The organism is Cryobacterium sp. M25 (assembly GCF_002929635.1).
GTDB lineage: Bacteria > Actinomycetota > Actinomycetes > Actinomycetales > Microbacteriaceae > Cryobacterium > Cryobacterium sandaracinum.
Genome location: NZ_PJJU01000052.1, coordinates 56671 through 80140, shown reverse-complemented (window position 1 = coordinate 80140; position 23470 = coordinate 56671). Strand labels below are relative to the sequence as shown.

General features: G+C 68.1%; 23 protein-coding genes and 1 pseudogene. 12 read left to right on the top strand and 12 right to left on the bottom strand.

The features are described from left to right. Nucleotides 1–57: 57 nt before the first annotated feature. Nucleotides 58–1071 (top strand): annotated as a pseudogene (locus CXY81_RS09110) (vitamin B12 dependent-methionine synthase activation domain-containing protein); the annotation flags it as partial. On the opposite strand, the gene CXY81_RS17010 reads toward CXY81_RS09110, so the two are convergent. Genes CXY81_RS17010 through CXY81_RS09100 form a run of 3 tightly spaced genes read right to left on the bottom strand, consistent with a single transcriptional unit; the run spans nucleotide 959 to nucleotide 4415 of the window. Continuing rightward, nucleotides 959–1897 carry an ECF transporter S component gene (locus CXY81_RS17010; protein ID WP_233194093.1) on the bottom strand — a complete coding sequence of 313 codons (939 nt, stop codon included), beginning with the start codon at nucleotides 1895–1897 and terminating at the stop codon, nucleotides 959–961. The pseudogene CXY81_RS09110 and the gene CXY81_RS17010 overlap by 113 nt on opposite strands. Continuing rightward, complete coding sequence (locus CXY81_RS09105) at nucleotides 1894–3879, bottom strand: ATP-binding cassette domain-containing protein (RefSeq protein ID WP_233194091.1); 1986 nt, start codon at nucleotides 3877–3879, stop codon at nucleotides 1894–1896. The genes CXY81_RS17010 and CXY81_RS09105 overlap by 4 nt, the downstream gene beginning before the upstream one ends. After that, nucleotides 3879–4415 carry a hypothetical protein gene (locus CXY81_RS09100; RefSeq protein WP_104171145.1) on the bottom strand — a complete coding sequence of 179 codons (537 nt, stop codon included), beginning with the start codon at nucleotides 4413–4415 and terminating at the stop codon, nucleotides 3879–3881. The genes CXY81_RS09105 and CXY81_RS09100 overlap by 1 nt, the downstream gene beginning before the upstream one ends. Nucleotides 4416–4588: 173 nt before the next feature. Here CXY81_RS09100 and CXY81_RS09095 point away from each other — a divergent pair, with 173 nt between their 5' ends. Then, nucleotides 4589–5818 carry an alkaline phosphatase PhoX gene (locus tag CXY81_RS09095; protein WP_233194089.1) on the top strand — a complete coding sequence of 410 codons (1230 nt, stop codon included), beginning with the start codon at nucleotides 4589–4591 and terminating at the stop codon, nucleotides 5816–5818. A gap of 18 nt (nucleotides 5819–5836) precedes the next feature. On the opposite strand, the gene CXY81_RS09090 is transcribed toward CXY81_RS09095, so the two are convergent. Next, nucleotides 5837–6022, bottom strand: coding sequence for a hypothetical protein (locus CXY81_RS09090; protein WP_369828368.1), 186 nt, complete (start codon nucleotides 6020–6022; stop codon nucleotides 5837–5839). 49 nt (nucleotides 6023–6071) lie between these two features. Continuing rightward, nucleotides 6072–6539: an Lrp/AsnC family transcriptional regulator gene (locus CXY81_RS09085; protein WP_104171144.1), complete on the bottom strand. Its 468-nt coding sequence runs from the start codon at nucleotides 6537–6539 to the stop codon at nucleotides 6072–6074. Between the two features lie 119 nt (nucleotides 6540–6658). Between CXY81_RS09085 and CXY81_RS09080 the strand changes: the two genes are divergently transcribed. Further along, complete coding sequence (locus tag CXY81_RS09080; protein ID WP_199183040.1) at nucleotides 6659–7696, top strand: ornithine cyclodeaminase; 1038 nt, start codon at nucleotides 6659–6661, stop codon at nucleotides 7694–7696. 5 nt (nucleotides 7697–7701) lie between these two features. Continuing rightward, on the top strand, nucleotides 7702–8652 hold the full coding sequence (gene ctlX / locus CXY81_RS09075) for a citrulline utilization hydrolase CtlX (protein ID WP_199183039.1): 951 nt from the start codon (nucleotides 7702–7704) through the stop codon (nucleotides 8650–8652). A gap of 18 nt (nucleotides 8653–8670) precedes the next feature. Here the strand turns inward: ctlX and CXY81_RS09070 are convergent, their stop codons facing one another. Genes CXY81_RS09070 through CXY81_RS09060 form a run of 3 tightly spaced genes read right to left on the bottom strand, consistent with a single transcriptional unit; the run spans nucleotide 8671 to nucleotide 11172 of the window. Further along, nucleotides 8671–8898 carry a hypothetical protein gene (locus CXY81_RS09070; RefSeq protein ID WP_104194655.1) on the bottom strand — a complete coding sequence of 76 codons (228 nt, stop codon included), beginning with the start codon at nucleotides 8896–8898 and terminating at the stop codon, nucleotides 8671–8673. Nucleotides 8899–8904: 6 nt separating this feature from the next. Beyond that, nucleotides 8905–10344: a glycosyltransferase family 2 protein gene (locus CXY81_RS09065; protein ID WP_104194654.1), complete on the bottom strand. Its 1440-nt coding sequence runs from the start codon at nucleotides 10342–10344 to the stop codon at nucleotides 8905–8907. Nucleotides 10345–10353: 9 nt separating this feature from the next. Continuing rightward, on the bottom strand, nucleotides 10354–11172 hold the full coding sequence (locus tag CXY81_RS09060; protein ID WP_233194085.1) for an alpha/beta fold hydrolase: 819 nt from the start codon (nucleotides 11170–11172) through the stop codon (nucleotides 10354–10356). Nucleotides 11173–11553: 381 nt separating this feature from the next. Between CXY81_RS09060 and CXY81_RS17295 the strand changes: the two genes are divergently transcribed. From CXY81_RS17295 to CXY81_RS09045, 4 genes are all read left to right on the top strand, one after another. Continuing rightward, nucleotides 11554–12441: a transglycosylase SLT domain-containing protein gene (locus tag CXY81_RS17295; RefSeq protein ID WP_304481851.1), complete on the top strand. Its 888-nt coding sequence runs from the start codon at nucleotides 11554–11556 to the stop codon at nucleotides 12439–12441. Nucleotides 12442–12520: 79 nt separating this feature from the next. Then, nucleotides 12521–14002, top strand: coding sequence for an HNH endonuclease signature motif containing protein (locus tag CXY81_RS09050; RefSeq protein WP_104194653.1), 1482 nt, complete (start codon nucleotides 12521–12523; stop codon nucleotides 14000–14002). Nucleotides 14003–14044: 42 nt separating this feature from the next. Then, nucleotides 14045–14203, top strand: a complete 159-nt coding sequence (locus CXY81_RS16400) for a hypothetical protein (RefSeq protein WP_158252038.1) — start codon at nucleotides 14045–14047, stop codon at nucleotides 14201–14203. 9 nt (nucleotides 14204–14212) lie between these two features. Further along, the gene (locus tag CXY81_RS09045; protein WP_104194652.1) at nucleotides 14213–14677 is read left to right on the top strand and encodes an isoprenylcysteine carboxylmethyltransferase family protein; all 465 of its coding nucleotides are present in this window, start codon (nucleotides 14213–14215) and stop codon (nucleotides 14675–14677) included. A 145-nt stretch (nucleotides 14678–14822) separates the two neighbouring features. Here CXY81_RS09045 and CXY81_RS09040 read toward each other — a convergent pair whose 3' ends face one another. Then, nucleotides 14823–15128 (bottom strand): hypothetical protein, encoded by a 306-nt coding sequence (locus tag CXY81_RS09040; protein ID WP_104101449.1) that lies wholly within the window; start codon nucleotides 15126–15128, stop codon nucleotides 14823–14825. Nucleotides 15129–15243: 115 nt separating this feature from the next. Between CXY81_RS09040 and CXY81_RS09035 the strand changes: the two genes are divergently transcribed. The 4 genes from CXY81_RS09035 (at nucleotide 15244) to CXY81_RS09020 (ending at nucleotide 21447) form a co-directional block, all read left to right on the top strand. Next, nucleotides 15244–16746 (top strand): DUF3375 domain-containing protein, encoded by a 1503-nt coding sequence (locus tag CXY81_RS09035; RefSeq protein ID WP_104194651.1) that lies wholly within the window; start codon nucleotides 15244–15246, stop codon nucleotides 16744–16746. Further along, a complete protein-coding gene (locus tag CXY81_RS09030) occupies nucleotides 16739–17440 on the top strand; it encodes a DUF4194 domain-containing protein (protein ID WP_104170137.1) in 702 nt (233 codons plus the stop codon). The genes CXY81_RS09035 and CXY81_RS09030 overlap by 8 nt, the downstream gene beginning before the upstream one ends. Continuing rightward, nucleotides 17437–20817: an ATP-binding protein gene (locus CXY81_RS09025; protein WP_104194650.1), complete on the top strand. Its 3381-nt coding sequence runs from the start codon at nucleotides 17437–17439 to the stop codon at nucleotides 20815–20817. Before CXY81_RS09030 ends, CXY81_RS09025 begins: the two co-directional genes overlap by 4 nt. Before the next feature lie 72 nt (nucleotides 20818–20889). Beyond that, a complete protein-coding gene (locus CXY81_RS09020) occupies nucleotides 20890–21447 on the top strand; it encodes a hypothetical protein (protein WP_104194649.1) in 558 nt (185 codons plus the stop codon). A gap of 230 nt (nucleotides 21448–21677) precedes the next feature. Here the strand turns inward: CXY81_RS09020 and CXY81_RS09015 are convergent, their stop codons facing one another. From CXY81_RS09015 to CXY81_RS09005, 3 genes are read right to left on the bottom strand one after another with little or no spacing between them, the layout of a single operon-like run. After that, nucleotides 21678–22124 (bottom strand): hypothetical protein, encoded by a 447-nt coding sequence (locus tag CXY81_RS09015; RefSeq protein ID WP_104194648.1) that lies wholly within the window; start codon nucleotides 22122–22124, stop codon nucleotides 21678–21680. Continuing rightward, the gene (locus CXY81_RS09010) at nucleotides 22121–22429 is read right to left on the bottom strand and encodes a hypothetical protein (RefSeq protein WP_104101432.1); all 309 of its coding nucleotides are present in this window, start codon (nucleotides 22427–22429) and stop codon (nucleotides 22121–22123) included. Before CXY81_RS09010 ends, CXY81_RS09015 begins: the two co-directional genes overlap by 4 nt. Beyond that, nucleotides 22426–23385 (bottom strand): 1-phosphofructokinase family hexose kinase, encoded by a 960-nt coding sequence (locus CXY81_RS09005; protein WP_199183038.1) that lies wholly within the window; start codon nucleotides 23383–23385, stop codon nucleotides 22426–22428. The genes CXY81_RS09010 and CXY81_RS09005 overlap by 4 nt, the downstream gene beginning before the upstream one ends. Between the last annotated feature and the right edge of the window lie 85 nt (nucleotides 23386–23470).

Here is a 23470-nt window from a genome sequence, read left to right as displayed (position 1 = left end):
GGCCCAGACTCTGCTGGATGCGTTGGCCGTCCGAGTCGTCATCGCCGACGGCGCCATGGGCACCATGCTGGAAGACGGGCCTACGTCGAGGAGGACCTTGCCGAATTGTCCGACGGCACGGTGCGCTACGCGCGGGATGCCTTCGAGGGCTTGGCGTTGATGGAGCCGGACGCCATGCCGGCCCGCTCCGATGTGGTCGCCGACAACCCCGTGCCCGTTCCGCCGTTCTGGGGCACCCGCATCGTCAAGGGGATCGCGCTGGCCGAGTACTCCGCGTTCCTCGACGAGCGTGCCACGTTCATGGGGCAGTGGGGTCTGAAGCCCAGCCGTGGCGACGACGGCAAGAGCTACCAGCATCTGGTGGAAACCGAGGGCCGACCCCGGCTGCGCTACTGGCTCGACCGCATCCTCGCCGAGGGCATGCTCGACGCCTCCGTCGCCTACGGCTACTTCCCGGCCTCCAGCGAGGGCAACGACCTCGTCGTGCTGCACCACGGCGACGACCCGTCGGGCGCGCTGGGGGTCGCCGGCCTGCTCGCCCCCGACGGCGGCTCCGGCGGCACCGTGGGTTCCGAGCGCCTGCGATTCGTTTTCCCCCGGCAGCGGCGCGACCGGCACCTGTGCCTGGCGGACTTCGTTCGCCCACGCGAATCCGGCCAGACGGATGTCGTCGCCCTCCAACTGGTCACGGCCGGAGCGAACGTCGACACGGTCACGGCGAAGCTCTTCGCCGAGAACAGATACCGCGACTACATGGAGCTCAACGGGCTGACCATGCAGCTCACCGAGGCGCTGGCCGAATACTGGCACTCCCGGGTGCGGGAGGAGCTCGGCCTGGGTGCCGAAGACCCGGTCGAACTGGCCGGCATGTTCAAGCTCGAGTACCGCGGCGCCCGGTTCTCGCTGGGCTACCCGGCCTGTCCCGAGATGGAGGACCGCCGCACGGTTGTCGAACTGCTCAGGCCCGAGCGGATGGGTGTGGTGCTGTCGGAGGAGCTGCAGCTGCACCCGGAGCAGTCGACGGATGCGTTCGTGTTCCACCACCCGGAAGCGAAGTACTTCTCGGTGTAGCCGGTGTAGCCGGTGTAGCCGGTTCGGCCCGGGGTGGTCGGGCGGCCCTGCCTGGCCGGCCCAGCTTCGCTCGGCGGAGAGCGGCCAGTGCGGCCGGGCCTATCAGCACGATCCCGACCGTGGTGGTGATGGCGCGCACGGTGTCCCAGGTGAGGGTCGACGTCACGAGCGTGTACAGGGCGAAGGAGGCGAGGTTCTCGCCGAGCGTGGCATCGGCCGCATAGGAGATGTCGGTGCCCGAGCCGACGGCGAACGGCCAGAACCAGAGGTTCATCACCAGTCCGAAGAGGTAGGATGCCACGATGCCGTAGGCCACGAGCATCGCGATCTCGAGGCGGGCTGCGCCGATATGTGCGGAACGGATGCGCGGCAGCAGCGCCGCCCCGGCTCCCACCCAGCCGCAGGCGAACATCTGGAACGGGGTCCACGGGCCGAACCCACCCCACAGGGCCGAGGACACCGCGATGGTGAGCAGGCCGAGCAGGAACCCGAAGCGGGCCCCGTAGGCGCGACCGGCCAGGATCAGCAGGATGAACACGGCCTCGACGCCGCCGACGCCGGTGCCCGCGATGCGCACGGCGGCGCCGACCGCGGAGAGCACCCCCAGCAGGGCCACGGTCTTGGCCGTGTACATCTCCCCGTCGAGGGTGAGAGCGAGGGCCACGATCAGGGCCGGCACGAGCGCGAAGGCCACGACCGGCGCGGCCGACTGGGCGTTCTCCGGCAGCGCCGAGGCGAAGAACGGCCAGGCGAAGCCGGCGGCGGCGAGGATACTGCCGCCGCCGAGCACCCAGGCGGTCCAGCCCGTCGAGCCGGTGCGCCTCATGACCGCACCGGTTCCGGTTCGGTGAGCAGGCCGGCGGCCATGATGACCGTCTTCGTCGCCAGGGACCGGGCGAAGTCGCGGTCGTGGGTGGCGAACAGGACCGCCGACGTGTCACTCGAGGCGCGCACTAGCGCGGCGGCGACAAGCGCCCGGGCCTGTGGATCGAGGCCGCGCGTCGGTTCGTCCACCAGCAGCACCCGCGGCTCGGCGGCCAGCTGGATGGCCATAACGAGGCAGAGGCGTTCGCCGGCCGAGAGGTCCCGCGGATGCCGCCGCATCAGGTGCGCCGCCTCCGCCACGGTGCCAAGCCCGAGCAGGTTCGCGAACCGGAGCGCGGTTCCGATCCCGGTTCCCTTCCCGGCCGGGGGCTTCAGCCGGCGGTCGGCCCGGCGGCACTCCTTGGCCACCGTGACGGCGAAGAGCAGATCGTCGAAATTCTCCGGCACCAGGGCCACGGCCGTGCGGCGGTATCGGGGGCGCAGCTGCGCCACGTCCCGTCCGGCCACGAGCACGCTGCCTCGCGTCGCCGAAAGGGCGATCGCGCGCAGCAGGCTGCTCTTGCCCGCGCCGTTCCGACCCTCGAGCGCCACCAGGTCGCCCGCGTAGAGGTCCAGCGACACATCGTCGACCGCCCGCTCGCTCCCGTGCAGAACCGTGAGGTGACGGATACTCGCGAGCGGCCCCGCAGGCCCGGTGGCGGGGGTGGTCAGGGTGCTCTGACCCTGCTGTGCCGCCTGCTCCGCCGCGACCAGCGCACTCGGCCGCTCGCCCGGGCCGAGCGCATGCACGCGCGCACCGCGGAGCTCGAGCCAGGTATCCGCCGACTTCGACCACTCCCGGGTGTTGTGCTCGGCGACCACGACGCAGACCTGGGCCTCGTGGGCCAGGCGGTCGAGCACCTGCACCACGCGCTCCCGGGCCGGGGTGTCGAGATCGGCCAGAGGTTCGTCCGCGAGCAGCAGGATCGGCTGGTTGACCAGGGCGGCGCCGATGGCGACGAGACTGGCCTCGCCCGCCGAGAGCTCCGAGGTACCGCGGCCGAGCAGATGCTCGATCCCCAGCCGCTCGGCCACCTCGCGCACCCGCTGCTCCACGAGGACCGGTGCGATGCCGCGCACCGCGAGGGCGAAGCCGATCTCGTCCGGCACGGTTTCGGCCACGAAGGAGAGCCGCACGTTCTGGGTGACAAGTCCGACGAAGCCGGCCGTTTCGCGCGGGGGAGTGGCGGCGCGGTCGGCGCCGCCCACCTCGATCGAGCCGTGCTGGGTGCCTTCGGCGAAGTGCTGGAAGAGACCGCTCATGCTGTGCAGCAGGCTGGTCTTTCCCGATCCGGTCGAACCGGCGATCACGGTCAACGTGCCGGGAGCGAGGTCGAGGGTGAGTCCCTCGAGGTGCCAGCGCTCACCCTCGAAGCCGAGTGCGGCATCCGTCATCACGACCGGCTTCTCACACTCGCCGGCTGCCGCCCGCGTGGCGGCGAACCCGCGGGACTCCATGGACGCAGCCAGGCCGAGCGCCCGTTCCACGGTCTGCTCGAAGACCGGCACCAGCAGGGCCGGTGCCGACCGTTCGCCGCGCAACGCACTGGCCGTGCGCACCCGGCGCACCGCGTCGATCAGTGCCGGGAACGTCGCCCAGGCGATCACGAGCGACCGCGACAGGGCGCGCAGCGGGCCCCGGTTAGCGCCGCGGGCGAAGAAGCGGCGCACATCGACGAGCGCGTTGAGTACACCGAACCCGAGGATCACCAGAGCGAAGGGCAGCGCGCTCAGGGCGGCATTGCCGAGGCCTCCGGTCGTGACGGGCCCGAACAACGCGATGTGGTTGAACGGCCCATCGAGCGGCAGGCGCGGGAGGTCGAGCAGCAACAGGCCGCCGTCGGATGCCCCGCTGAAGGCCACCCGGTAGAGCACCCGGATGCCCACGAACGCTCCGGCGAGCAGCGCCGCCGAGCGCAGGGGGGAAAACCGGAAGCGCAGCATTAGCTTCCGGGGGTGGGCGTCTCGGTGCCGGTCGTGAAGATGAGGCCGACGGACTGGCCCGGTTCCAGCTCGAGGCTGCCGAGGCCCTCCTGGGCGTACTCCCACTCCGCGTCGGCGGTGGGCTTGACCCAGAGCGCCCAGTAAGCGGCAGCGGCGGGCATGGTCGCGCAGGTTTCGGTGAACGGGGTTTCGCCGGCCACCTTGATGGTTTCGTCGGCGGCCGGGCGGCCGCCCACCCGGCAGACCACCTGGTCGCCCCACTCCACGGTGCCCTCGGTTTCCACACCGGCGGTCGCCAGGACCGTGCTGGCCGTGATCGTCTCGGCGGTGGCGGTGTCGACGCAGTCCGTGATCTCGGGGGCGTCGAGCGCGCCGAAGTCGACGACGACGCTCACGCCGGCACAGCCCCCGTCGGCCGGAGCGGCGGTGGCGGTGGCGGTGGCGGGGGTGGTGTCGGTCTCGGGCGCGCCGGTGGTGCATCCGCTCAAGGCCAGTGCCCCCACCAGGGTCAGGGTGGCCAGTGCTGTCAGCTTCATGTGCTCCAGAATACCCAGCGGCGGGTGAAGTCTGGTTCCTGTCACGCGCTTGGACGGGGGCACCGAGTGTTCACCGGGCCGACACCGGCTGGAGACCGGGAGACCTCCGGGCGTCAGCATGAGGCTCATAGATTGGGTGGCGTTGTACCTACCCCCTATGAAGGAGTCGCGCCTTGCGCAAAAAGATCGCTGTCTTTGCCCTCACCGCCACCGCCGTCGTCGGCATCGCCCCTGCCGCGCTCGCCGCGACCGGCCCGTTCGATTTCGTGCCTCTCGCCGGTTCCGCCTACGGCATGGGCAGCACCGACTGGACCCAGCCGTACCTGCTACCGGAGGGCTTCACCCAGACCCTCGTGCACGACGAAACCGTGCTCGACGTCTACCCCGGCGTCGACGACCTGCATGACATGAACACCCAGAACGAGACCGGTGCCCAGGCCGGCCGCTTCCTCTACAACACCTACGAGGTCGGCTCGAACGGCGCCGTCTCTGTGACCGACCTGAAGACCGGTGCGGTCAGCGTCATCGCGCAGCGCGCGGACTGGAACCGTCTCGACGGCATCCGCTGGACCCCCTGGGGCAGCCTCCTCGTCACGGAAGAGACCACCGGCGGCAAGGTCTTCGAACTGTTCTTCGCGAAGAACGACCCGACCACGGTCGAGCGTATCGAGGAGCGCACCGAGCTCGGAGCGCAACGTCACGAGGGCATCGACGTCACGGCCGACGGCTCCGTCATCGTCATCGACGAACTCAACGGCGGCTCAATCTTCAAGTTCGTGCCGACCGTTCGCGGCGACCTCTCCCAGGGCCAGCTGCACGCCCTCAAGATCACCGGGCTGACGGATGCCGCGCAAAAGTGGAACCAGACCACCTTCACCGAGAAGGTCGGCGCCTTCGAATGGGTGGCCCTCGACCAGGCGCAGGTGCGCGTCGACGCGGATGCCGCGGCCAACGCGGTGAGCGCCACCGAATTCGGTCGCCCGGAAGACGTCGAGATCATCGGCCAGACCCTTTACGTGGCCAACACTTCCGAGGAGCGTGTGGTCGCGATCGACCTGTCGAAGCTCACCGTCAGCAGCTTCGTCGAGGCCGGCGTGAACGTGCCGGTCGAGGACAAGGCCGCCGGGGTCAGCGGGTTCAACAACCCGGACAACCTTGCCGAGGGCCCCGACGGCGCCCTCTGGATCACGGAAGACAACAGCTTCAGCGACATCTTCCGGGCCGAAAAGGACCGAGACCACGACGGAGCGTCCGACAGCGTCGAGCTCTTCGCTTCGCTGACGGATGAAGGCGCCGAGACCACCGGGATCTACTTCGGCAAGAACCCGAAGGAGCTGTTCGCTACGGTGCAGCACCCCGACAAGAACCTCGCCGACGGCATCTGGAAGATCACGCGCGACTAGCCGCACCCCGGAGGCAGGCTACTGCAGCGCCGAGGTCAGCCGCGCGAGGCCGTCGAGCACGGTCTTGCTGCGGGGCTCATTGTTCCAGTCCGACAGCGTCAGCTCCCGGCTCACCTTCCGGTAGCCCGCCTCCACCTCCCGCATCCGGTCGACGAACGTGCGCCCACGCACCATCAGGGAGGTCTCGAAGTGCCGCGTCGTCAAGAAGCCGGCATGAATGTAGCGCGGGTGAGGCGCGGAGGTGCGGGCAGCCTCAGTTCTGCGACAACCCGCGGGCGCCCGGCAGTTCCTCGCTCGACACCGAGCTGAGCAACAGGCTGGTCTCGCTGTTGAGCACGCCCTCGATCGAGCGCACCTGCCCGAGCAGCCGGTCGAAGTCGGCCAGGGTGTCGGTGCGCAGCTCGGCGACGAGGTCCCAACCGCCGTTGGTCGAGTGCAGGGCCTTCACCTCCGGAAAGCCGCGAAGGGCGTGGATCACCTTCGTGATCGCGCGCCCCTCCACTTCGATCAGGGTGATGGCCCGAATCGAGTTCGGGTCGCGGTCCTCCCTGATCCGCACGCCGAAACCCACGACGGTTCCCGAATCGGTCAGCCTCTTGAGCCTGCTGTTGACCGTGGACCGGGTGACACCGAGGTCGCGGGCGAGGCTGGCCACGGGCTCGCGGCCATTCACGCGGAGGGCGGAGAGCAGGCGGCGGTCGAGGTCATCGAGGGGATACATTGCACATAGTGTATGTATGCAGAGCGCACAATGCATAGTCATCTGGACAGAATGCGGCAATAATCGAATGGCGGCTGCACATCGCCCATGCATATGGTTGTAAACCTGAACGAGGGGAGATGCACGTGGTGCGCTTTGTAGACGTAGGAAACATCAACCGCTGGGCCGCCGCGACGGGTGTGGAACGCATCCTCACCGACATGGTCGAGTACCTCGAACGGGACTTCCGCCGCTGGCCTACCTTCGACAAGGCGCCGCGCGTGGCCAGCCACTCACCGCTCGGCGTGATCGAACTCATGCCCACGAGCGACGGCGTCACCTACGGCTTCAAGTACGTCAACGGTCATCCGTCGAACCCGTCGCGGGGCCTGCAGACCGTCACCGCGTTCGGCGTCCTCGCCGACGTGCAGAGCGGCTACCCCACCTTCTGGTCCGAGATGACCGTGCTCACGGCCTTCCGCACCGCCGCGACCTCGGCCATGGTCGCCCGCGCGCTGGCCCGCCCCGACGCCCACACCATGGCCATGATCGGCACGGGCACCCAGTCGGAGTTCCAGGCGCTCGCCTTCCGCGGGCTCCTCGGCATCAACCGGCTCCGCGTCTGGGACACCGATCCCGATGCCATCGCCAAATTCGTGCGCAACCTGGCTCCGCTCGGTTTCGAGATCATGGTCGCCACCGGGGCGACGGATGCCGTGACCGGCGCCGACATCATCACGACCTGCACCGCGGACAAGACGAATGCCACCGTACTCACCGACGCCATGGTCGGCCCCGGCGTGCACATCAACGCCATCGGCGGCGACTGCCCGGGCAAGACGGAGCTCGACGCGGGCATCCTGCACCGCGCCGACGTCTTCGTGGAATTCACCGCGCAGACCCGTATCGAGGGCGAAATCCAGCAGATGCACCCCGAATTCCCGGTCACCGAGATCTGGCAGGTGCTTCTCGGCGAGGCCGCCGGCCGCACCTCGGCAGAGCAGATCACGGTCTTCGACTCCGTGGGCTTCGCCATCGAGGACTTCTCGGCGCTCCGCTTTCTGCAGGATGCCGTCGACCAGACCTCGTTCTACACCGACATCGACCTCGTCGCCGACCCCGATGACCCGAAAGACCTCTTCGGTCTGGTCACCGCGGGCGCGCCCGTTCTCGTCTGACCCCGGTGTCCGTGCAGGCCCCGTCGGCCGTGGTGCTCATCCGGCCACATTTCTTCTCGCCGAACCCCGAGACGGCCCATGACAACGCTTTCCAGTCACGGGACGCCGGGCACGACGCCGCCCTGGTGGCCGAGGCCGCCTACGCCGAGGTGACCCAGGTCGCAGGCACCCTGGAGGCGCAGGGCATCGCGGTGCACCTGTTCGATGACGACGGGCCGGGCCGCCCCGACAGCGTGTTCCCCAACAACTGGATCTCGACCCACGCCGGGGGTCACGTGGCGCTCTATCCGATGCACGCGCCGAACCGGCGCACCGAGCGCCGGGGTGACATCGTCGAGATGCTCAAGCAGCGCTACCGCGTGCAGGATGTCGTCGACTACTCCGGTCTCGAACTCGACGACGTCTTCCTCGAGGGAACCGGCGCCATGGTTCTCGACCATGCGGCGCGCATCGCCTATGTGGCCCGGTCGCGGCGGGCCGACCCGATCGCGCTCGAACGGTTCTGCACCAACTTCGGCTACGAGCCCATCGTCTTCGACGCGTCTGACGAGAACGGCACGCCGATCTACCACACCAACGTCATGATGTGCATCGCCACGGACTTCGCCCTGGTCGGTCTCGACCTGATCGAGTCGCCGGCCCGGCGCAGCCACGTCGTGGAGCGCCTGGCGGCGCAGGATCGGCAGGTGCTCACCCTCGACCGCGATCAGATCCGCAACTACGCCGGCAACGCGATCGAACTGCACGGCCGGAACGGACGAATGCTGGCGCTCTCCCGCCGCGCCCTCGGCAGTCTGACTGCCGAGCAGCGCCGGATCATCGAGCAGAGCTGCACGATCCTGCCGCTTGACGTGCCCACGATCGAACTCGCCGGCGGCTCAGTGCGGTGCATGCTCGCCGGGATCCACCTCGACCGTCGTGCTGCGTTCACCAGTCAGGCGGCCGCGGCCGCCTGAGGGCTCAGGCGTTCGACGCTAGAGGCGTTCGTCCGGATGGATACTCCTGGTTGTAGCCCGGCGGTTGCGTCCGCGAAACCAATCCGTGGGGTGTACCTTCGGGAGGATCTTCGCGACCGCGAGTGCGGCGAACATGACCGTATTGATGGCGACGAACGCCGCAAGGATGGCGAATTCGTCCGATTGAAGCACCGTTGACGGAAGGAGGATTCCGACCGGAACCAGGGCGTGGAGAGCATCGACCATGATGGATCAGGCCACCCTTCGCGGTTCGTCGTTGGGTGCGGAGTGGATGACATGGCCCCACTGTGCCTGCCGGCCCAAGGTGATGTCGATGATCCCCTTGACGTAGACGAGGTCTAGGAACACATCGAAGATCAGCTCGGGGAAAAGCGTGAGCGCCAGCAGGCGTGCCCGTAGACCGCCCCCCCAGACCGACACGACACGTTCGGCGATGAATACGAGACCGAGGCCCAGCCAGAACGGAAACCAGACCCACGAATCGATCGCCAGAAGCGTCACAAGCACGAGCAGCAGGAACGCGCTGAGCGCGATGACGCTGTAGCCCAGGCCCAACTGCTGAGCCCAGTACCGGAAGGTGGAGGGTGAGACGCCGTATGCCCCGATGTTCTCCAACGCGCCCCGTTGCCAGCGCAGGCGTTGCACCCACAGAGTGCGAACGGTTGGCATTACCTCGGTGACCACCGTGCACTCCGAGGGAGAGATGATGAGCGCGCCCAGCGACTTCAGGGCAATGGTGAGCTCGTTGTCTTCCGTGAGCGCAGCCGTGTCATAGACATCCCCGCTGGCACCGGGAATCGTGTCGCCGCGACTTTCAGCCACCGTACGCAAGGCGACGGGCCGGAATAGCGAAGCGGTGCCCGTGAGCACGAAGACGTGGCCCCGGCGACGGCGAATGTCACGGGAGTACCGAATGTACTCGTTGCGCTGGAACTGACCGAGAAGCCCGGAACCTTCCTCTCCGTAGAACAACCCACCGACCGCCATCAGCGCACGATCGCTGGTGAAGCGACCAACGGCGGCTTCCAGGAAGCCGTCGTCGAGACGTGTGTCGGCATCCAGGACCATGATGAGGTCGTTGTCGCCCTGGCCCGGTAGGAGCACCTTCAGGATTTGATTGAGCGCCCCGGCTTTCTTGAATGTGTTCCGGCGAGATTCGAAGATTTCCACCCCCAGCGATCGGGCAATGTCGACGGTCCCGTCGGTGCAGTTATCCGCCACGACCACGACGCGTTCCGGGCGGTGCGACTGGGCGAGCAGCGATGACAGTGTCGCGAAGATCGATGCCTCTTCGTTGTGCGCAGGCACCAGAACGGTTACGGTCACGGCGCCGGCGAAGACTCCGCGCGTTCTTGCCATCACGATTCCCGCCGAGAGGGGAGTGGTGCGCTGGTTCAAAGACCGACGGGCCTTGCTCGACGTTCCTCGTTCGAGCATTGCAATTCCTGCGGCGAAGAGGAAAGCCAGAGCAACGGCGCCGAGGATGATCCGCGGCGTCGGTGCCGCCAAGTCATAAAACACCCGCCACATCCCGAGCAGCAGCCCTTGGGAGGGCATTTCGCCCGCCGTCGGCGTTCCGGCGGCGACGACAAACCAGAGGAGGGTCGCTGCACCTCCAGCCACAAGCCCGATGACGACGCCGACGCCGCGATCGAAAGTCTTTGCCCCCATGAGCGCAGATTAGCAGAGTAGGGGGACCTCGACCCTCCCGCTGCTGCTGCTCCCGCTCCGGAAGAACTCGATCGCCGCCTCCCGGAACGCGCGTGACGTCGGGGCGTTGAAGTGATTGCGCCCGGGGATCTCGAAAAATCCTCCGCTCGGCGTGGCCGCGGCGAGTACCTTGGAGGCCTCGAGGATGCTGTCTTTGGTCCCGGTGGCGAAGAGCACGGGCTGAGTCGGCGCGTTGTCGGCGCCGGGTTGCGGGCCGCCGCGCATTCCCTCGACGAGGGCCACGAGGGCTTTGAGGTCGTTGCCGGGCAGCGCGCGGGCCATGGTCAGGTAGGCGCCGGTAAGGCGGTCGGCGACCTCGGTGCCGTGCTCGATATGAGCGCGGGCATCCGTGACCTTGAAGCGTCTGAGGGGGTCGCCGTCGGGTATGCCGCCGAGCACGGCCCGCGAGATGCGTCCCTCCAGTTCGCGGGCGGCCTGCCAGCCCACACGGGCGCCGAGGGAGTATCCCGCGTAGGCGACCTCGTCGAGCAGGTAGGCGTCGAGTACTTGCAACACGTCGTCGACCAACGCCTCCATCGTGTAGTCGGCGGGGGAGCGGGGCTTGTCGCTCAGGCCGTGCCCGCGCTGGTCGATCGCGATCAGGTGGAAGCCGGCGCGGATGAGATCGCGCGTCCAGCCGGTGACGTGCCAATTGGCGACGGCGCTGGAGGCGAAGCCGTGCACGGCGAGCACGGTGGGGGCGCTCGAATCTCCGAATTCGTAGGTGGCCAGGTTGACTCCATCGGCCGAATAGACGAAGCGGTGCGGTGGGGCGGTGCGTTGTGACATCACGGACCATTGCATCACGACCATCCGGATTTCGGCCCACCAGGTCGACTTTTGGGCAATCCCGCCACCCTGCTTTGCCAGTGCTTTGCCAGCTAAAAATGAGGATATGTCCAGAAATCCCGGGCAGTCTTGAAGGTTCGCCCGGCCGGGTCCCCGACCGTGGAACGTCGAAAAAGAACCGTAAGCGCAGCCGCGCGCGCGATTCGCCCAGTGAAAGTTATGCCAAACTCAGACTCGTCTTCCCCTTTGTCCGACCTTTTCCCCAGTTCAAACCCTGAATCAGACGCCATTCCGGTCCGTGCGGCAGCCGCGATCGGCAGCGACGTCGGACTCACCCGCCATCAGGAAACGCGTCGCCGGCGTGGACGAAGCCGCCTACTCGTGGCCGGCGCCGTCATCGCCGTCGGCGCCATCGTGGGCAGTGGATTCTCCGCCCAGTCTGCGTCGCAGGCTGCCGCGGACGAGCAAAAGAAACGCATCATTGCCACCGCAGCTCTGGCAGCCGCCACCGGCCCTCATCCCGAGCAGGCAGGCAGTCTCGACGGAGTCGTCCCGGCCCACGCCTCCGCGAGCGCCCGCACCACCCTTGCCGGTGCCACCGGCGTGATTGCGGCGGCCCAGGGCAAGACGGATGTCTCGGCCCTCTCGAGCGCCGTCGCCTCGCTCAGCGAGTACACGCTTCTGGCCCCCGAGCGAGTTTTCGATCTTGTGGAGCAGGTCACTGCCGAAGCCGAGGTCGTGAAGGCCTCGACCGCTGTGGCCGATCGCATCGCCGCGGAGCAGGCCGCGGCTGCGGCAGCGGCTGCTGGTCAGGCTGCCGCAGCTGCTCAGGCTGCCGCGGATGCTCAGGCTGCCGCGGATGCCCAGGCGCAGGCTGCGGCCCAGGCGGCGGCTCCGAAGCCGGCAGCACCCAAGCCGGTCGCTCCCGCCCCGGCACCGCCCCGCCCCGCCGCCCCCACGAACCCCAGCGGAGCCCAGGCGATCGCCCGGGACATGATGGCGTCCAAGTACGGCTGGGGCGCCGACCAGCTCGGATGCCTGGTCAGCCTCTGGAACAAGGAGTCCGGCTGGAACGTCAACGCCTACAACGCCTCGAGCGGTGCCACCGGCATCCCGCAGGCCCTGCCCGGCAGCAAGATGGCCTCGACCGGCGCCGACTGGGCGACCAACCCGGCCACCCAGATCTCCTGGGGTCTGAACTACATCGCGGAGCGCTACGGCGACCCCTGTGGAGCGTGGTACAAGTCGGTGGCCTCGGGCTGGTACTGATGGTCAACATATTCGAAAAGTAACGTACATTTTCGGCGTATTACTAGAACTGAGATTCCATCAGTGCTAAAATCGGGGTATGGAAAACCTGGCCGATCTCAGCGACATCGAGGACTTTGACATCGAGGACTTCGACATCGAAGAGCTTGACGACGGTGGCGCGCTCGGCGTCGTGACGGCCGAAACGTCCGGTGACGCGGCTTCCCTCGATCGCAGAATGAGCGTCCTGGCCGAGCTGGTCTCCGCGGCCGCGGCCGCCGACCGACTACTCGCCGCGGCGTCGGCGGCGCGGGCCGAGGCGGTCGACGAGGTGCGGGCCTGGTGCCTGTCCAATGAGCTCGCCGCCGAACGTGATCGCGCCCGCCGGACGGCTCGGGCCGAGGCCGTCGAGCAGGGGCTCACGCCGCCTGCCGACAGCGCGGCCGACTGTGCAGCCGACAGCGCGGCCGACAGCGGTTCGGTGTCGGCCGGCGTGGCCGGTTCCCGGTGGAACGCCCTTGAGATCGCCTACCGCACCGCGATCTCCGAACTCGCCTGTGCGTTGCACATCTCCCAGGCTTCGGCCTCCAATCTGATGGCGCAGAGCGAGGCGCTCACCGGCACGTTCACCGCCAGCCGCAATGCCCTCGCGGCCGGCCAGATCAGTTACGCGCACGTGCGGATCCTGATCGAGCACGCCAATTCTCTTCCGACGGCGGCCCGCGCCGCCTTCGAGGCCGAGATGCTGCCCCAGGCGAAACGGCTCACCGTGCCCCAGTTCGACCGCACGGCTCGCCGCCTGCGGGAGAAGTCGCATCCGGAGTCGATCACCGTGCGCCGCATCAAGAGCCAGGCCGACCGCACCCTCGTGTTCGAGCCGGCCGCAGACGGCATGGGGTGGCTGCACAGCTACCAGCAGCTGCCGGTTGCCCAGGCGATTTTCCACCGAGTCAACGACATGGCGGCCAGTCTGCAGGGCCCCGACGAGCACCGCACTCTGGCCCAGCTCCGAGCGGATGCCTTTGCGGCACTGGTGGTCGACGGCGTCACCCCCGCGGGGCTCGGCCGGGGCATCCGCGCCACCGTGAACGTGACGGTGCCGGTGCTCACCCTCCTCGGCCGCAGCGACGAGCCGGGTCACCTTGAGGGGTGCGGGCCGATCGACCCCGAGACGGCCCGGGAACTGGCGGCCGGAGCGCCGAGCTTTACTCGCATCCTGGTCCATCCCGAGACCGGCGTGATGCTGTCGGTCGGCCGACATCAGTACCGGGTGCCGAAGGACCTCCGGCGGCTCCTTGTGATTCGAGACGAAACCTGTCGATTCGCCGGCTGCAACCGACCGGCGGCCCGCGCCGAGATGGACCACAGCCACGAATGGCAAGAAGACGGCATCACTCGGTACGACAACCTCGCCAGCCTCTGTGCGCCCGACCACCGGTTGAAGACCCAAACCAACTGGACGGTGACCCAGTCGCCGGGCGGCGAGCTCCACTGGACTGCGCCCAGCGGTCTCCACTACAGGTCCGATCCGGCAATACCCTTCGAGCCTCCGGGCGCCGTCGACGACCCACCGCCCTTCTAGGGCCGGCGTTCAGGGTCACAATGTCTGCTGAAGCTCCCTCTCGTGCTCGCGGGAGCCCAGACCGACAAGGGCGGTCGGGCACTGGCCGGCTACGACGAGGACAAGAAGCTGGCCGGGATCGTAACGGCCGCAGTCTTCGTGACATCCGCGATCTCCTCCGGGGTCGCGAACACGTGCAACCCGAGGCAGGTCAGGGCGTAGCCTCAAGCCATGAAGCGTGCGCTCGCAATTGCCCTGGTGTCGGCCCAATTCCTGCTGCTCCTGGCGCTGGCCCTCCTGCCCCACGGCACACTGTGGCCGGTGAACCTCGCCGTTGTCGTTGGCGCGATCGTGCTTGCTGTCGCCGGCGCGGTCTTCGCCGTGCTCGGCATGCTCGGCCTCGGACCGGCCCTCACCGCGAGCCCGATTCCGCGGGAACACGCGCCACTGGTCACCACTGGTGTCTACGGTCTTGTGCGCAGCCCCATCTACACCGGTGTGATGATCTGCGGCCTTGGGCTCGTGCTGCTCGGCGCATCGGTCTGGCATCTCGTAGCCTGGCTCGCCCTCGTTCTGCTGCTGGCGGGCAAGGCACGCTGGGAAGAGCGGATGCTCGTGGCCGAGCACCCGGACTACGCCGCTTACGGCGCCCGCGCCGGCCGCTTCCTCCCCGGGATGGGTCGGCTGAAGCCGTGACGTGGTGAACCAATTCGACGGAGATTTTGGAGCACAAGTGCTTTTCGGCCGGGTTTTGGGACATTTCGGCCAGAATCTCCGTCGAATTCGTTCAGGACGCGGAGAGGAACACGACGGCTGGAACACGACGGCTGGAACACGACGGCTAGACGAAGACCAGAACCAGCCGCACGACGACAGCCAGAATCGCGACTCCCGACAGGGCCAGCGACGCGAGCACCAGCCCTCGCCCTCGGGCGCCGGCCGGGATCACACTGAAAGCCCGCAGTGAAAGGGAAAGCCCGATCAGGGCAACGAACAGCGCGGGAAACGGCAGCAGCACCGCGAGGACGACGCTGACGACCGACACCCAGAAACCCGGCACCCGGCCGGGCGTCTTCGACCAGTCCAGGTGGGGCGCACCGAGATTGAGCAGGTTGTTGCCCTCCATGTTCGCGCGCGGGTCGGTCACGTGTCGCTCCTTCAGCTTGTCCTGACAGTCTCACACGCGCCACGAGCGCCTGCCCGCGTGCCGGCCCGCACGCGAGGACCGTTACCCTTGAGGAGGCCCGGGAAGGAACTTCTATATGAGCGAGCTTGCGGGTGAACTGGCGCGGGTGCGCGAAGCCTTCGACAAACCCACCCTGCGCCTGCTGGACCGGAAGTGGGCGCCGTTCGTGCTCTTCGTGTTCAAGTCCTCCTTCAGCCGCGACCGGCGCAGCGTGCGGGCCGATCTGCTGCACATTCAGGTCGACGCCTACCTTGCCGACCTGCGCTCGGTCGGCAGCGATGTGCCGGGCAAGACCGGTCGGGCTCTCTGCGTGCAGTGGATGAACGACCAGTGGCTCTTCCGCGAAACGGGGGAGGGCGACGAAGAACACTACTCGCTCACCTCGCACGCACTCGAGGCGCTGCTCCTGGTCGAGAGCCTGTCCCGCGATCGGGCTTTGATCAGCGAATCCCGTCTCACCACGATCGTCGACACGGTGCGTCACCGCGCCACGCAGGCCAACCCTGATCGGGAGGAGCGCATCCGTCGCCTCGACCGGGCGATCGCCGAGAACGCCGCCGAGCGCGACCGCCTCGCAGCCGGCGGCGAGATCGCGCCCGTCTCGAACGAGCAGATGCGTGAGGGCTACGCCGACCTGGTCGACCTGATCGGCCAGCTGCCCAGCGATTTCAAACGCGTCGAGGAATCCGTCGCCGCCATGCACCGGCAGATCGTCAACGATTTCCGCGGTGAGGAACGCCCGATCAGCGAGGTACTCGACGAGTACCTCGCGAAAACGGATGCCCTGATGACCTCGACCCCGGAAGGTCGCGCCTTCGAGGGGGCCTTCACCCTGCTGCGCAACGACGACCTGCTGCGGGAGCTGGGGGACGACCTGGAGACGATCCTGCTGCATCCGTTCGCCCTCGAACTCAGCGCCACCGACCGCCGCAGCTTCATGGGCACCGTGCGCCTGATCCGCAAGGGCATCGACGACGTGCTCACCCAGCGCAACGGGCTGACGACCACCCTGCGCGAGCACATCGTCAACCACGACGTGGTCAAGGACCGCGAACTCGAACGCCTGCTGCGCGAGATCAACAAGGAACTCGCGACCTGGATGCAGACCGCCGGGCCCCGCTCCACGGTCACCGCCGAACTCATGCCGGGAACCCTCGACGCCCCGCACCTCCGCGAACGCTTCTACGACCCGGGCGCCCACCGCGCGCCGCCCGAGCTGCAGGATGTCTCCGACGACGCCCCGCCGCCACCGAGTCTCGACGAGATGCGCACGCAGGGCGGCCCGCTGCTGGGGGAGCTGCGCGACGCGATCGTGACGGCCTTCAACCACGGCGACGCCGCATCCGTCGGTGACGCCTTCAACGATCTCGACGTCACCCTGCGCCGCCCGGTCGAGATCCTGGGGATGCTTCAGATCGCCACCCAGATCGATGCGGTCAGCCGGTCCCAGACGCTCGAACGCTTCGAAACCGTGCGACCCGACGGCTCCACCCGCAGCTTCGAGGTGCCCCGAATCATGCTCAGCGACGACGAAACTGCGGCGCTGTCCGCCCTGAACTACGGATCCGACAATGACTGACGAGCCCACCGCCGAGCACCCCGACATCGATTCGCCCAGCTTTTCCCTCTTCGAGGGCGACGAGGGCGGACTCACCGTAGAGCAGCGTCGCACCCTGGTGCTGCTGCTGAAGCACCGCTACATCTCCGCCGCGCTGCAGCCGGCCGAATGGCAGACGCTGCTGCGCTCCCAGAGCCTGCTCAAATCGCGCCTGAACGACATGTTCCTCGATCTGCATGTCGACCTGCACTACGAGGTGGCATTCAAACGGCAGGCGGTAGCCGAGGGCGGAGACCGGTTCCCGACCCTGCTGCACGACGTGTCCTACACGCGGGAGGAGACCATTCTGCTCGTGCTGCTGCGGCAGCGGTTCCGCAGCGAGCGTGCCAACGGCCACGACATCGTTATCGTGGACCGCGACAACCTGGTGGAGAACGTCGGCCATTTCCGGCCCGAACACGCCACCGACCGCTGGGGCGACGCCCGAAAGGCCACGGCCGCCGTCGACAGCCTCGCGAAGGCGCGGGTGCTGCTGAAGACCAGCGACCCCGACCGATTCCGCATCTCCGCCGTGATCGAGGTGCTGCTGCCGGTGGAACGGCTGAGCGAACTGCTGGAGTGGCTGGTCACCCAGAACGCTGATCCCGGCCCGGAAGCCACCGATCTTGACGATCTGCCTCTCCTGTCCGAAGCCCTGCCGGAGGCCCTGTCATGAACGATTCCCCGCTCTTCTATGTCGACGGCCTCACCGAAGGCACCACGCAGTGGCGCGCCGAGTCGTTCCAGATGGTGAACTGGGGCGGCTTTCAGGGCCACCACGAGGTTGCTTTCGCGCCCAGCGCCACCCTGGTGTCCGGCGCGTCCGGAACCGGCAAGAGCAGCCTGCTCGACGCCTACCTCGCCCTGATGATGCCGTCGGACACCCCCTTCAACGGCGCCTCCAACGACGCCGGTTCCGGGCGGGCGCGCAGCGCCGACCAGCGCAGCCTGATGACCTACCTCAAGGGCAAGACCGACGCCAACCGGGAGGCCGGCACGGGGGAGCTGCAGGACCAGGTGCTCCGCGGTGCCCACGAGTCCACCTGGGGTGCCGTGTCGATGACCTTCATCGACGACAACCAGCGCCGTTTCACCGTGTTGCGGGCCTACTTCGTGCCCCGTGGCGGCACCCGGTTCGCCGACATCACCATGAAGATGGCCACGATCGACGGATACCTCGACCTGCGCGACCTGGCCGAGGTGACCGAGTCCCGGTTCGACAAGCGCGCCCTCAAATCCCGGTTCCCCGGACTGGATGTCTTCGACACCTATGCGGCGTTCGCCCAGACCCTGTACACCCGCCTGGGCATCGGCGCCAACGGCGAGGGCGGCAAGGCGCTCCGGCTGCTCGCACGCATCCAGGCCGGCCAGCAGGTCAAGACGGTCGACGGGCTCTACAAGTCGATGGTGCTTGAGGAACCGTCCACCTACGCGGCCGCCGACAAGGCCGTCGCCCACTTCGAAGACCTCGAACGGTCCTACGGCGCCATGGTCGCCGAGGCGCAGAAGGCCAAGGTGCTGGAACGCCTGCCCGTCCTGCACCGCGTCTACGAGACGGCGACCGATAAGGCCGACCTGATCGACACCTTCGGCGTGCACCGCTCCGGCGACACGCCGTTCGTGCTGTGGCAGCTCCGCACGGAGCAGAGCCTGCTCGAGGAAGCCGCCGACGTCAACCGGGTGCAGCGGCGCGACACCCAGCTTCGCTCCACGACGGCCCGCGATGCCGAGACCGCGTTGAAAGCGCGCGTCGCCGACCTACAGAGCCAGCAGCGTGACAACGGCGGCGACGTGCTCGTCAGCCTGCAGAACGAGCTTGGCCAGCTCACCGACAAACGCGACGACGTGGCCGCCGAGCGCTCCAAGTTCGACGAGCGCATCCGGCCTCTCGGCCTCTCCATCGACTCCGGCGACGACTTCGATCGGACCCGCGCCGCGGCCGACGCGTTCCTGTCCGGCTTTCCCACTGCCGAGACCGACCTCGAGAACAAGAGAAGCGCGCTGCAACGCACGGCCTATCCGGTCGAGGAGAACCTCCGCACCCTGGGGCAGGAGCACCAGTTCCTGTCCGGGCGGGCGAGTCTGGTTCCCCAGCACCTGCACAGCGCACGCCTGCTGATCGCCGAGGCGTCGGGCATCCCCGTTGAGGAGCTGCCCTTCCTTGCCGAACTGATCGATCTGGCCCCCGGCGAGGACGCCTGGCGCCAGGCGGCCGAGGTCACCTTGGCCTCCGTCGTGCGCGTCCTGCTCGTCGACGAGACTCGTCTGCGCGCGCTCAGCCTGGCCATCGACCCGCTCCGCATCCCCGTGCGCATCCACTTCGACGGGGTGCCGCTGCGCTCGCACGAGCAGATCGACGGTGACCCGCGCTTCGTGTCGGGAAAGCTCGTCTTCAAGGACTCGCCCTTCAGTGGCTGGGTACGGGACCGGGTACAGGCCGCGAACCTCGACGCGGAGTGCGTCGCCACGGCCGCCGACCTCGTCGGGGACGGCCCGAGGGTCACCCCGAGTGGGCAGACCCGCAACGGTTCCCGCGGCGCCCATGGCTGGAACAGCGACCAGAAGTCGATCATCGGCTTCTCCAGCCGCACCCGCCTGCACGACATCGACGAGGAGCTGGCCCGCCTGCGGCTGGAGGCCGACAGCCTGGCGCGTGAAGCCTTTGCGCATGGGGCGAGTCTCGCCGACCTCCGGGCCCGCAGGGCCGCACACCAGTTCGTCGTTGACGCGGCCTGGCCGGCCATCGACGTGCAAGCCGCGGATGTCCGCATCACTGACAAGCGGGCCGAGCGCGAGCGCGTGCTCGCCGACAGTGACGTGCTGCGCGCCCTGAAAGACGAGGAAGAGCGTCTGGCCGCCGAACTGGAAACAGCCCAGAAGCTGAAGCACGCCACGGAGGTTGCCCTGCAGGCCCTCGTCGCCGAGCAGGGCCGCTTCGTGGACCGGCAGGATGCGGTAAGCAGCCGCCTCGACCGCATCGACGGTGCCTCGGAGGCCGCGCTGTCCCTGTCGGAGGAGCACGCCACCCACCTCGACGCCCAGTTCGCGGCTGTCGCCGACCAGCACGACCTCGACGCGTTCGACGGGGCCATCAGGCGGCTGCGCGAGCGCCTCACCGAGCAGTCCAGCCAGGACCGGGACAGCGCCGCGGGCGCCCGCAACACCCTGATCGGCATCTTCGAGACCTTTCAGAGCCGCTGGCCCGACCCGAACATCGGCGTCTCGCTCGATTCCTACCCGAGCTACCGGGACATCCTTGACGCCGTCTACACACTCGGCTTGCACGATCGGCGCCAGGAGTGGAAGCGCCGCCTCGCGCTCTGGAGCGGCCAGGACCTGGTTCCCCTGGTCGGGGCATTCACCTCCTCCATCGAGGAAATCGAAGATCGTCTCCGTCCCATCAACGAGATCCTCACCACACTGCCGTTCGGAGCCGGGCGCGACCGCCTCAAGATCGTGTTGCGTCGCCTCCACCGCGACGACGCCACCGCCTTTCGCACGGAACTCAAGGTGCTGTCCTCCGGATCCACGGATGCCTTCACCGACGAGCAGACCGAAAGCCGGTTCACCCGGTTGCAGGCGTTCATGAACCTGATCCGCAAGTCCGCCGACGGTCCGCGCCAGGAATCCCAGCGCGATCTGCTGCTCGACGTGCGTCGGCACGTGGAGATCACCGCCGTGCGCACCACCCCGGAGGGCGTGGAAGTCAGCACCTACTCGTCGCTCGGCGGCAAGAGCGGTGGCGAGTCCCAGGAACTGGTGGCGTTCGTCGTGGGAGCCGCCCTGCGGTTCCAGCTCGGCGACGAGAGTCGCACCCGCCCGCGTTTCGCGCCGGTCTTCCTCGATGAGGGCTTCGTGAAATCGGACTCCGAGTTCGCCGGCCGTGCCGTGTCGGCGTGGAAGGGGCTGGGCTTCCAGCTCATCATCGGTTCCCCGCTCGACAAGGTCACCGCGCTTGAGCCGCACATGGAGCTGGTGCTCTCGATGACCAAGAACAACAGCACCGGGTTCTCCTACATCACGCCGCTCTCGTCGCCGGTGCGCTCGCGTTAAGCTCCGCGCAGGGCCCTACCGCGACAGGGGGAGCCCTGATTTCGGCAGGCCCGCACAGTAAGATTTTGTAGCGTGGCCGCAATTAAGGTGATCGTCGACGAGGGGCTCAAGATCGCGCTTTCCGCCGTCCGGATGGCGGTGAAGAACGACATCATCGTGGGCGCTCTCGGCGATCACGCCGACTACGATCCGGAACGCTACGCGGCGACCGCCCGGCACGAGCTGCACCTGCTCACCCGGCAGAACGAGCAGTACGCCCGCCGGGTCAAGGACCTGCGCACAGAGCTGGCCAGGTCACGGTGGACCTCCGATCTCACGGAAGACCAGCGCCGCGACATCACTCAGCTCAAACTGCGCCGACGCGTGCACGAGAAGCTCGCCGAGGCCCTCGAGGCCGTGGCCGCCGACGACGACAAGGTCGCGCGTCTCGTGCGGCGGGCCCAGCGGGCCGCCAGCGACGAGGTCAGTGACGCGGTGTCGTCACGCCTGATCAGGCTGAACATCGACTGGCATGACCCCGATTACGAGGCCCGGCGGGAGGCCCGCACCGAGGTGTTTCTGCACATCGACCTCGCCCTTTTGAAGCTCAAGCACGACGCCGCGACCGACCTGTCCGCCAGCGACTACTGACTCCGGACTCAGCTGCGGGAGAAGAGCCGCGCGAAGAAGCCGGGGGTCGGGGCGTCTTTCTCGTGTCCGCGGCACCGCTGTGCACCCGGAACGCCTCGCATCACCTGGTCGACGTGCTGGCCGCACCCGGCCCAGGTCGTTTTTCCACACTTCTTACACGTAACTTGACGGCACATCCGTTGAACCCTTTCGTTGAACTCGTCCGCCCAACATACCCCATGGGGTATCACTTACGCTGCACGGCGTGCCCGCCAGGCGCGCCACGCACCGGTCGACCACAGCGCCCACGCCACGAGCACCGGCTGGAAGAGCAGGCGGATGCCACGGGACAGGTCCGAATCCAGGCCGAACGAATCGGCAGCCGTGACGAACTGGGAGATGTTGCCGGGGAAGATTGCCAGGAAGAACAGGGCCACGACCCAACCCACCTGCACCTTGCGCCTGGCCAGCAGCAGCAGCGACAGGCCCAGAGCGATCTCGACCAGGCCCGACGCAACCACGACGAAATCACCCTCAAGCGGCAACCAGGTGGGCACCTGGGCGAGGAACGCCTCACGGTTCCAGGCGAGGTGGCTGATCCCGGCGAAGAGCAGGAACGCTCCCAGAGCCAATCGGCCGATCAAGCGGGGGATCGAGGTGCGGGGGGTGCGGGTGCCGGTGGCAGCGTCAGCGGTCATGAATCGACTTTAGCCGCGATCTCGGCGTCCGTTCGGGCGTTGAAGATACCCCACATGATGTGCGTCGGGCCGCTGCCGTCCCTGCCGGGCGCCGCCGCGCGGCTGATCCACCGCTCGGCGGCCGCGGTGGCGCCGAGCGCGGTCAGAGACGGCGCGATCCGGGTCTTGCGAATCTTGCCGGCCATCACGCCGCCGTCCGGCGCAAGCCTCCAGCCGCGGCTGGAGGCGAGCACCTGCCCCACCTCTTCGTCGGTGAGCCACCGGGAAAAGCTGCGGCTGGGCGGGTCAATGTCGGTGAGCTTCACGCGAGTGCCACCAGTTCGGCCTCCAGGCGTTCCACATCGACCCGGTGGCAGAGTTCCGTGGCCGGTGTCATCGCGGTGGCGCTGCCGGCGGCGACGGCGGCCCGGAACGCCCGGTCCACCGGGAACCCCTGCGCGATCCGCAGCACGAACGCACCGAGAAAGCTGTCGCCGGCCCCGACGGTGCTCTGCACCGTGACCTGCGGCACCCCCAGACGGATGATCCCGCTCGCCGAGGCGAGCACGGCTCCCGCTCCGCCGAGTGTCAGCGCGACGACTTCCGCGGACCCGCGGGCGACGAGCTCGGCGGCCGCGTCGATCTTGCTCTGTTCGGTGTCGAGGGTTGCGCCGACGAGCTCTCCCAGCTCACGCCCGCTCGGTTTGACCAGGTAGACCCCCTCGTCGAGCGCGGCCGCGAGCGCGGGACCGGACGTGTCCACGATGCAGCGGGCGTCGCGCCCGTGCGCCAGACGGGTGACCCGGGCGTAGAAATCATCCGGGACTCCCGGCGGCAGGCTGCCGCTGGCGACCACATAGCCGCCGACCGGAATCGACTCTCCGACGACCGCGAGACAGGCCCGCCACTCGGTTTCACTGAGCTCGGGGCCTTCCAGCACGAAACGGAACTGCTTGCCGGTGCCCGACTCGTCGACGGTGAAGCTCTCGCGGGTGCTGCCGTGGATCGGCACCGCGATGGTCGGGATGCGTTCGGCTTCGATCAGCCGGCGGAAGGCCTCCCCGGTGGGGCCGCCCGCGGTGTACACGGCCAGGGCCTGCCCGCCGAGACGTTGCACTACCCGAGCCACGTTCACGCCGCCGCCGCCCGGGTCGAGGCGGGACCGGCCGCAGCGCATCTTGTGCTCGCTGACCACGTGCTCGGTTGACGTGCTCACGTCGAGAGCGGGGTTGATGGTGAGGGTGAGAATCGGCCGCAGCAGGGCGGCCCTGGGGGAGTCCATGGTCCCAGCGTAGAAGACTTCCCCGCACGCCTCGTGCTGGCGCGGGGTTGGGCCGATAATCGGAGCATTCGCCCCATGATAGAAA

Excerpts from the sequence above, each read along its gene's own strand:
- CXY81_RS17010 (WP_233194093.1), bottom strand. The coding sequence starts at position 1,897 with ATGAGGCGCACCGGCTCGACGGGCTGGACCGCCTGGGTGCTCGGCGGC.
- CXY81_RS09105 (WP_233194091.1), bottom strand. The coding sequence starts at position 3,879 with ATGCTGCGCTTCCGGTTTTCCCCCCTGCGCTCGGCGGCGCTGCTCGCC.
- CXY81_RS09100 (WP_104171145.1), bottom strand. The coding sequence starts at position 4,415 with ATGAAGCTGACAGCACTGGCCACCCTGACCCTGGTGGGGGCACTGGCC.
- CXY81_RS09085 (WP_104171144.1), bottom strand. The coding sequence starts at position 6,539 with ATGTATCCCCTCGATGACCTCGACCGCCGCCTGCTCTCCGCCCTCCGC.
- CXY81_RS09080 (WP_199183040.1), top strand. The coding sequence starts at position 6,659 with ATGCACGTGGTGCGCTTTGTAGACGTAGGAAACATCAACCGCTGGGCC.
- CXY81_RS09070 (WP_104194655.1), bottom strand. The coding sequence starts at position 8,898 with ATGGTCGATGCTCTCCACGCCCTGGTTCCGGTCGGAATCCTCCTTCCG.
- CXY81_RS09065 (WP_104194654.1), bottom strand. The coding sequence starts at position 10,344 with ATGGGGGCAAAGACTTTCGATCGCGGCGTCGGCGTCGTCATCGGGCTT.
- CXY81_RS09060 (WP_233194085.1), bottom strand. The coding sequence starts at position 11,172 with ATGTCACAACGCACCGCCCCACCGCACCGCTTCGTCTATTCGGCCGAT.
- CXY81_RS09050 (WP_104194653.1), top strand. The coding sequence starts at position 12,521 with ATGGAAAACCTGGCCGATCTCAGCGACATCGAGGACTTTGACATCGAG.
- CXY81_RS09045 (WP_104194652.1), top strand. The coding sequence starts at position 14,213 with ATGAAGCGTGCGCTCGCAATTGCCCTGGTGTCGGCCCAATTCCTGCTG.
- CXY81_RS09035 (WP_104194651.1), top strand. The coding sequence starts at position 15,244 with ATGAGCGAGCTTGCGGGTGAACTGGCGCGGGTGCGCGAAGCCTTCGAC.
- CXY81_RS09030 (WP_104170137.1), top strand. The coding sequence starts at position 16,739 with ATGACTGACGAGCCCACCGCCGAGCACCCCGACATCGATTCGCCCAGC.
- CXY81_RS09025 (WP_104194650.1), top strand. The coding sequence starts at position 17,437 with ATGAACGATTCCCCGCTCTTCTATGTCGACGGCCTCACCGAAGGCACC.
- CXY81_RS09015 (WP_104194648.1), bottom strand. The coding sequence starts at position 22,124 with ATGACCGCTGACGCTGCCACCGGCACCCGCACCCCCCGCACCTCGATC.
- CXY81_RS09005 (WP_199183038.1), bottom strand. The coding sequence starts at position 23,385 with ATGGACTCCCCCAGGGCCGCCCTGCTGCGGCCGATTCTCACCCTCACC.